Source organism: Arthrobacter agilis (assembly GCF_002953615.1).
Taxonomy (GTDB): domain Bacteria; phylum Actinomycetota; class Actinomycetes; order Actinomycetales; family Micrococcaceae; genus Arthrobacter_D; species Arthrobacter_D agilis_B.
The window spans coordinates 1,380,495-1,388,331 of the sequence record NZ_CP024915.1 but is presented as its reverse complement, the minus strand read 5'-3'; the positions used below and the strand labels follow the sequence as shown (position 1 = coordinate 1,388,331).

Annotated in this window: 7 protein-coding genes and 1 pseudogene; 5 read left to right on the top strand and 3 right to left on the bottom strand. The window is 68.3% G+C overall.

Translation table 11 applies throughout. From position 1 onward, the window contains the following. The 3 genes and pseudogenes from CVO76_RS06655 to aceE form a co-directional block, all read right to left on the bottom strand. Positions 1–271 (bottom strand): annotated as a pseudogene (locus tag CVO76_RS06655) (ACP S-malonyltransferase); the annotation flags it as partial. Positions 272–349: 78 nt separating this feature from the next. Beyond that, on the bottom strand, positions 350–1,678 hold the full coding sequence (locus CVO76_RS06650; RefSeq protein WP_208741358.1) for a PucR family transcriptional regulator: 1,329 nt from the start codon (positions 1,676–1,678) through the stop codon (positions 350–352). A 121-nt stretch (positions 1,679–1,799) separates the two neighbouring features. Continuing rightward, on the bottom strand, positions 1,800–4,553 hold the full coding sequence (gene aceE / locus CVO76_RS06645; RefSeq protein WP_133080677.1) for a pyruvate dehydrogenase (acetyl-transferring), homodimeric type: 2,754 nt from the start codon (positions 4,551–4,553) through the stop codon (positions 1,800–1,802). Between the two features lie 355 nt (positions 4,554–4,908). On the opposite strand from aceE, the gene CVO76_RS06640 reads away from it, so the two are divergent. The 5 genes from CVO76_RS06640 to CVO76_RS06620 all read left to right on the top strand — a co-directional run bounded on the left by CVO76_RS06640 (position 4,909) and on the right by CVO76_RS06620 (position 7,732). Beyond that, positions 4,909–5,328: a DUF3052 domain-containing protein gene (locus CVO76_RS06640; RefSeq protein ID WP_208741355.1), complete on the top strand. Its 420-nt coding sequence runs from the start codon at positions 4,909–4,911 to the stop codon at positions 5,326–5,328. A 2-nt stretch (positions 5,329–5,330) separates the two neighbouring features. After that, positions 5,331–5,795, top strand: a complete 465-nt coding sequence (locus CVO76_RS06635) for a redoxin domain-containing protein (RefSeq protein ID WP_244186250.1) — start codon at positions 5,331–5,333, stop codon at positions 5,793–5,795. A 110-nt stretch (positions 5,796–5,905) separates the two neighbouring features. Continuing rightward, on the top strand, positions 5,906–6,751 hold the full coding sequence (locus CVO76_RS06630) for an NAD-dependent protein deacetylase (RefSeq protein WP_432206152.1): 846 nt from the start codon (positions 5,906–5,908) through the stop codon (positions 6,749–6,751). A 118-nt stretch (positions 6,752–6,869) separates the two neighbouring features. Continuing rightward, positions 6,870–7,472, top strand: a complete 603-nt coding sequence (locus CVO76_RS06625) for a hypothetical protein (protein WP_208741351.1) — start codon at positions 6,870–6,872, stop codon at positions 7,470–7,472. Between the two features lie 44 nt (positions 7,473–7,516). Next, complete coding sequence (locus CVO76_RS06620) at positions 7,517–7,732, top strand: hypothetical protein (protein ID WP_208741349.1); 216 nt, start codon at positions 7,517–7,519, stop codon at positions 7,730–7,732. Positions 7,733–7,837: the final 105 nt, after the last annotated feature.

The window sequence follows — 7,837 nt, the reverse complement described above, 5'->3', positions numbered from 1 at the left end:
CCGAGTGACCCGCCACGACCGTGGCTGCGGTCAGCGTGTGGCCTTCGAGGAGGAGCCGCGCCGTCACGAGGCCCGCGGCGACGATGAGCGGCTGGGCGACGGCTGTGTCCTTGATGGTCTCCTCGTCGGAGACGGTGCCGTGCTTCACCAGGTCGGTTCCGGCACGGTCACTGAGCTGTTCGAGGTGCTCCCGTACTCCCGGTAGGTCGAGCCAGGGGCTCAGGAAGCCCGGGGTCTGTGAGCCCTGTCCGGGGCAGGCGATTGCAAGCACTCTTCCAGCTTTCCAAATCGGCGGAGCATTATCGGGTGTTCGGCTGAACCAAGCTGGCTGCGCCTCGTTGTAGGAAGTCTACAAGGCGGCTGTCTTCCCTGCCGTCGCGGAAGCGCCCCTCTCGGAGGCCGCGACCCGGGGCGTCCGACCATTGCCCGCGCCCGCACCCCCGGTGCCGGCGGCAGAGGCGGAGGGCATCGCCGACAGGCGTCCGACCACCAGGGCGGTCTGCAGGACGTAGGCCTCGCGGGGGATGAGCGGGTCCCAGCCCGTGACGTCGCAGACGCGCCGGAGGCGGTACCGCACGGTGTTGGCGTGCACGAAGAGCGACCGCGAGGTCGCCTCCAGTGAGTGCCCGAGGGTCAGGTAGGCGGACAGTGTCGGCTCGAGGCCGTTGGCGGCGGCGAGGAGCGGCCGGTAGATGGTGCGCACGAGAGCCCGGCGGGCCGTGTCGTCGCCGGACATCACCCGTTCGGGCCACAGGTCCTCGGAGGAGACGGGGCGCGGCGCTGCCGGCCAGGCGCGCGCGGCCGTGAGTCCCGCGAAGGCGGCCTGTGCGGAACTGCTGGCCGCGACGAGCGATTCCGCCTCCGGCCCGAACACGACGGCGCCCTCCCCGAAGAGCTCGCTGATGCGCGGGTAGGCCTTCGCGGCATCCCGCACGCCGCCCAGGACGAGGATGAGCCGCTCGCCCTGGATGCCGACCAGGACGTCCTCGGCGAGGCGTCCGGTGACGCGGCGGAGTTCGTTGAGGAATCCGACGTTCGGTTCCTGCGGGGCGCTGCCGACCATGACGGTGATGCGCGCCTGGGATTTCCAGCCGACCGCGGCGATGCGCGAGCGGAGGGCGTCGGAGCTCTCCCCGCGGAGGATCGCATCGACCACGAGTGCTTCGAGGCGCGTGTCCCACGATCCGCGGGTCTCCGCCGCGCGGGCGTAGACATCCGCTGCCGCGAACGCCACCTCGCGCGAGTACCGCAGGACGGCTTCCCGCAGCGGACCCTGGTCCGCGGCGGGGGCGAGGAACGGCACATGGTCCTCGACGACCTGCACCACCACGCGGATGAGCTGGAGGGCCTTCTGCAGGCTGATGGACCGCGTGAGTTCGGTGGGTGCGGTGCCGAAGACGTCGCTCAGCACCCATGCCGGGGAGACGGGCTTCTGGTACCAGTTGACGAAGGACGCGATGCCCTTCTGCGCCACCATGCCGAGCGCGGACCGTTCGTCGGGGCGGAGTCCGCGGTACCAGGGCAGGTCGGCGTCGAGCTGCTTCAGGGTCGCGGTGGACAGCGACCCGATCGTCGCGCGCAGCTTCTCGACGGTGGCGGGGTCCGGGGGAGCGATCCCTGCGTTCGTCGCTCCGGGTGCGCTCCCGGCACCGGTCGGGGCTTCTGCGGGCTGCGGCATCCTCCGAGCATACGGTCTCGGTGCTGCGCGCTTCCATTTGTGGGGAGGCTACAAAAAGGGCGACGGCGGGAGCAGCGCTGATGCTGCCTCCGCCGTCGCCCCCCCTACCGGGCGGGTGGGGTCAGGATTCGCCGCCGGCGTTGCCGGTGGTTCCGGCGTTGACGTCGAGCAGGCGGTACTTCTCGATGGCTTCCTTCGGCGCGTTCGCGTCGACCTCGCCACGGCGGGCGAGCATCTCCAGGGCGCGGACGACGACGGAGTGGCTGTCGATCTTGAAGAACCGTCGTGCTGCCGCGCGTGTGTCGGAGAATCCGAAGCCGTCGGCTCCGAGGGTCGCGAACTCGTTGGGCAGGAACTGGCGGATCTGGTCCGGGACGGCCTTCATGAAGTCCGAGACCGCGACGATCGGGCCCGTGGCTCCCTCGAGCTGCTGCGTGACGAACGGCTTGCGCGCGTCGGCTCCGGGGTTGAGGAAGGCTTCCTCCTCGGCGTCGAGGCCGTCGCGGCGCAGTTCATTCCAGGACGTCACGGACCAGACGTCCGCGGAGACGCCCCAGTCCTTCGCGAGGATCTTCTGTGCCTCGAGCGCCCACGGCACAGCGACGCCGGAGGCGAGCAGCTGCGTGCGGGGCCCGTCGACCTTCGCGGGCTTGAGCAGGTAGATGCCCTTGAGCAGGCCCTCGACGTCCAGCTCCTCGGGCTCGGCGGGCTGCACGAACGGCTCGTTGTACACGGTGATGTAGTACATGACGTTGCGGAAGGACTCGGGCTTGTCGCCGATGTCCCCGTACATCCGGTTCAGACCGTCGCGGAGGATGTGCCCGATCTCGTAGCCGAACGCCGGGTCGTAGGTCACCACGGCCGGGTTGGTGGAGGCCAGGATCGGTGAGTGCCCGTCGGCGTGCTGCAGGCCCTCACCGGTCAGGGTGGTGCGCCCGGCGGTGGCCCCGATGATGAAGCCGCGCGCCATCTGGTCCGCGGCGGCCCAGATGGAGTCACCGGTGCGCTGGAACCCGAACATCGAGTAGAAGACGTAGATCGGGATCAGCGGCTCCCCCTGCGTGGCGTAGGCCGTGCCCGTCGCCGTGAAGGCGGCCATCGAACCGGCCTCGTTGATGCCTGCATGGAGGATCTGACCCTCGACGGACTCCTTGTACGCCAGGACCAGGTCGCGGTCCACGGAGAGGTAGTTCTGCCCGTTGGGGTTGTAGATCTTCGCCGTGGGGAAGAACGAGTCCATGCCGAAGGTGCGTGCCTCGTCGGGGATGATCGGCGCGATGCGCTTGCCGAACTCCTTGTCCCGCATGAGGTCCTTCAGGATGCGCACGAACGCCATCGTGGTGGCGGCCTGCTGCTTGCCGGATCCACGCTTGCCCATCTCGTACGCCTTGTCGCCCGGCAGGACGACCTCGGCGTGCTTGGTGCGGCGCTCCGGCACGAAGCCGCCGAGTTCGCGGCGGCGCTCCAGCAGGTACTTGATCTCCGGGGAATCCGCGCCCGGGTGGTAGTACGGCGCATTGTAGAGGTCGTCGTCGATCTGCTCGTCGGTGACCGGGATGCGCAGGTGGTCGCGGAACGCCTTGAGGTCGGCGTTGGTCAGCTTCTTCATCTGGTGGGTCGCGTTGCGGCCCTCGAAGTGCGGGCCAAGGCCGTAGCCCTTGACGGTCTTCGCGAGGATGACGGTCGGCTTGCCCTTGAACTCCGTGGCCGCCTTGTACGCCGCGAAGACCTTGCGGTAGTCGTGCCCGCCGCGCTTGAGGTTCCAGATCTCGGCGTCCGAGAGGTCCTCGACCATGGCCTTGGTCTCGGGTGACTTCCCGAAGAAGTGGTCCCGGACGAATCCGCCGGACTCGGCCTTGTACGTCTGGTAGTCGCCGTCCGGGGTCTGGTTCATGATGTCCACCAGCGCGCCGTCCTTGTCCTTCTCGAGCAGCGAGTCCCACTCGCGCCCCCAGACGACCTTGATGACGTTCCAGCCCGCGCCGCGGAAGAACGCCTCGAGTTCCTGCATGATCTTGCCGTTGCCGCGCACCGGCCCGTCCAGGCGCTGCAGGTTGCAGTTGATGACGAAGTTCAGGTTGTCCAGCTTCTCGTTCGCCGCGAGCTGGAGCAGACCGCGCGATTCGGGCTCGTCCATCTCACCGTCACCGAGGAACGCCCAGACCTGCTGCCCGGAGGTGTCCTTCAGGCCACGGTTGTGCAGGTAGCGGTTGGCCTGCGCCTGGTAGATCGCATTCATGGGGCCGATGCCCATCGAGACCGTGGGGAACTCCCAGAAGTCCGGCATCAGGCGGGGATGCGGGTAGGAGGACAGTGCATTGCCCTCCTTGGACTTCTCCTGGCGGAACCCGTCGAGGTCCGCCTCCGTAAGGCGCCCCTCGAGGTAGGCGCGGGCGTACATCCCGGGGGAGGCGTGCCCCTGGAAGAAGACCTGGTCGCCTCCGCTGGGGTGGTCCTTGCCCTTGAAGAAGTGGTTGAAGCCCACCTCGTAGAGCGTCGCCGCGCCGGCGTAGGTCGAGATGTGGCCACCGACCCCGATCTCCGGGCGCTGCGCGCGGTGGACCATGACCGCGGCGTTCCAGCGCATCCATGCGCGGTACTTCCGCTCGATCTCCTCGTCGCCCGGGAACTCCGGCTCCTGGTCCGCCGGGATCGTGTTGACGTAGTCCGTCGTGGTGACCATGGGCACGCCCACGGACTGTGCACCGGCACGCTGGAGGAGCGAACGCATGATGTACTGCGCGCGCTCGGTGCCCTGGGTGCGAATCAGCTCATCGAGGGATTCGATCCACTCCGCGGTCTCCTCGGGATCCCCATCGGGCTTGCCGACGGTCAGACCGCTCAGAATATCCGCCGTACCTTGTTCTGCAGCCACGCGATATCTCTCCACTTCCACAGATCTTGTCTGTGTCGCTTTATGCCTGCGCACGACTCGTGGGCCCGCGCAGAGATGCATGCTCGGCCGATGGGCGTTAGCGCCGCGGCCATATACCGATTCACTCTATCGCCGCCATGCCGCCGATGCGTAGCGGGATCGGGGCGGCGGGACAGATTACGCCGAGGGCGTGCCTCCGGTCCTGCTCCCGCCGGATGTCCGGGACCGGTCCGCCGCCGGGCGCCAAATCACCGCATCGGCTTGATGCTTGGCGTATAAAGGTGTTGGCTGGTAGCCATGCATATCTACACGGGGGCGCGTCAGGCGACAGTCCCGTCTTTCCAGGAGGAGCTAAGTGAGCGAGGCTGAAGCCGCCACTGCGGTCGACGTGGCAGGCAAGTTGGGTTTCAAGGATGGAGACCTTGTTCAGGAGCTCGGTTACGACGACGACGTCGACTTCGACTTCCGGGAGGCCCTGGAGGACGGCGTCGGGTCCGAACTGCTCACGGAGGACGACCAGGACGTCGTCGACGGCGTGATCCTGTGGTGGCGCAGCGGCGACGGGGATCTCGTCGACGCCCTCGTCGACGCGTTGACCTCGCTCGGTGTCGGCGGCGTCGTCTGGCTCCTCACCCCCAAGTCCGGTCGCCCGGGCTACGTGGCGCCCGCCGACGTCCAGGAATCGGCACCGACCGCCGGACTCCACTCGACGTCGTCGGCAGGCGTCTCCAAGGAATGGGCCGCGACCCGGCTCGTCAGCCGGCGGAAGCAGTAGCCTTGCCGCTCGAGGTGGGGTCGGCAGCCCCTTCGTTCGCCCTGGCGAACCAGTTCGGCGAGACCGTAGCGAACACATCACTCGTCGGGGGATCGGTGGTCGTGTTCTTCCCCTTCGCCTTCTCCCGCGTGTGCACGGACGAACTCGGCCAGCTCCGGGACAACCTCGAACTGTTCGACGCCGCGGGTGTCTCGCTCGTCGCCGTGTCCGTCGACCACAAGTACACGCTGCGCGCCTTCGCGGATGCGAACGACATCTCCTTCGACCTCCTGGCGGACTTCTGGCCGCACGGTTCCGTGACCCGGGCTTTCGACGCGTTCGACGAGGTCCACGGTTACGCGGAGCGGGTCAGTTACGTCCTGGACGGTTCCGGGACGGTGCGCGCCGTGGTGTCCTCCCCGCACGGCCAGGGCAGGCCGATCGCCGACTACGCACGGGCAGTGGGTTCCGTCGAAGCTGCACTGTGACCCGAGCGGAGGACGGTCGACGCGAACGGGATCTTCCCGGGCCCGAGTCCAACCCCCGGCTCGGCCTCACCGGCTTCGTGAGCGACACCCCGGCGTCCGGCCTCGCTGCGCTGGGGCCCGAGGACCGGGAGCTCCTCGATCAGGCCGTCGCCGTCCTCGCGGGTCTCCGGCTCGCTGTGCTGACGGGTGCGGGTCTGAGCACCGACTCCGGCATCCCGGACTACCGGGGCCCGCAGTCCGTGCCGCGGAATCCCATGACCTACCAGCAGTTCGTGGGCGACGAAGCGCTGCGCCGGCGCTACTGGGCTCGGAACCATGTGGGTTGGCGCCACCTGCGCCGTGCCGATCCGAACGCCGGCCATGCCGCCGTCGCGACGTTGGAGCAGCGTGGGCTGCTGACCGGACTGATCACGCAGAACGTGGACAAGCTGCACTCGTCGGCGGGCAGTGTGAACGTGATCGACCTGCACGGCACCTTCGACCGCGTGGTGTGCCTGCAGTGTGCATCGGTCTTCCCGAGATCGCGCATCGCCGAGATCCTCGAGGACCTGAACCCGGGCTACCTCGAGCGCGCGTCCGACGCCGGGGACGTCGCGCCGGATGCCGATGCGGACGTCGACGACACCGGGGACTTTCAGATGGCGCCGTGCCCGGTCTGCGGGGGCATGCTGAAACCCGACTTCGTCTATTTCGGCGAGAACGTGCCGAAGGCCCGCGTCGCCGAGGCCTACGCCATGGTGGACGCTGCGGGGGCGCTCCTGGTGGCCGGCTCCTCCCTGACGGTCATGAGCGGGTTGCGGTTCGTGCGGCACGCCTTCAAAGCGGGCAAGCCCGTCGTCATCATCAACCGAGGATGGACACGCGGGGACGAGTTCGCCTCGCTGAAGATCGAGACCGGCGTCTCGGAGGCGCTCACCTATCTTGCCGAGCTTCTCCCGGACCTTCCTCCGCAGTAGGTGGTTTCTACCCGGTTCATACAGGTAGTCCGGTCCGAAAGCGAGTATTGATTACTGTCGCTCTGCTCCCTCTATCGCCATAGGTTCATCTCATAGGTCTCTAACGTGGGGTGAAATAATGCGTTCTTCAACCAGGTCTCTTCTCATCGCTTTCGGCACGGCGGCAGCGGTCGCCGTCGTCCCTCTCGCACTCGACCAGGGCGGACAGGCGTCGGACGAACACGCGGTGGCTGTGGTGGACACCACTCCGACGCTGTCGAAGGTCACCGACGTGTCTGCCGGCAGCAGCGCCGTCCCGGCGGGGGACGTGCAGGAGCCCGTTGCCGGGGGCCCCGCCGTCGCCTCCTCGCCGGCTTCCGGTCCGAGCACTCCCCCCGGCGCGACCGGGAGTGCAATGGGGGGCGACCTGGCGCCGGAACTGCTGCCCCTCCCGCCGTACCCGCAGTGCCCTGTCACCGACGCCGGGGCATGGTGGACCGACCCGGCGGACCCGTACACGTGCCTCCCGCCCGGGTCCGTGCCCTTCCACGAGCCGACGCCGCCGGGCATCGACCCCGAGCTCCTCGAGCCGATCTTCGAGGAGCCCGGCACCCCGTCCGGCCCCGGTGATGACTGCCGCACCATCGGAGCGCTTCAGTGCACCGTCACGATCATGGGTCAGGAGTACGTGGTCACTTTCTCGGACGGGAAGCCCGTGGGGGTCATGGAGGCGCGGCAGTAGTCCGTGCGGTCAGGACGCCAGTGGGCGCTGCCTAGACTGGGACCATGAGGAACCGACGCCGATGGGACCGCCGAACCGGGATGCTCGTGGCCGGTGCCGCCATGCTCGCACTGTGCGTTGCGGCACGCAGGCTGGGTATCGGCGTCGGTGAAGCCGGTTCCGGGCCGTCCCTCTGGCTGGCGCTGCTGTTCATCATCGGGGCAGCACTCGTGCTGGTGGTCCTGGTCGAGCGGCTGGTCGCGATCCTGCGGAAGCGCTGAAGGGCCGCAGCCAACCCCTCGACGACAGAACCCCGCCGCATCAGGGCTCTCCCTGGAGCGGCGGGGTTTTCTGTCGTGGGTCCGACCGAAATCGGTTCGATGACG

Coding starts and splice junctions, on each gene's coding strand:
- CVO76_RS06650 (WP_208741358.1), bottom strand. CDS start 1,678: ATGCCGCAGCCCGCAGAAGCCCCGACCGGTGCCGGGAGCGCACCCGGA.
- CVO76_RS06625 (WP_208741351.1), top strand. CDS start 6,870: ATGCGTTCTTCAACCAGGTCTCTTCTCATCGCTTTCGGCACGGCGGCA.
- CVO76_RS06620 (WP_208741349.1), top strand. CDS start 7,517: ATGAGGAACCGACGCCGATGGGACCGCCGAACCGGGATGCTCGTGGCC.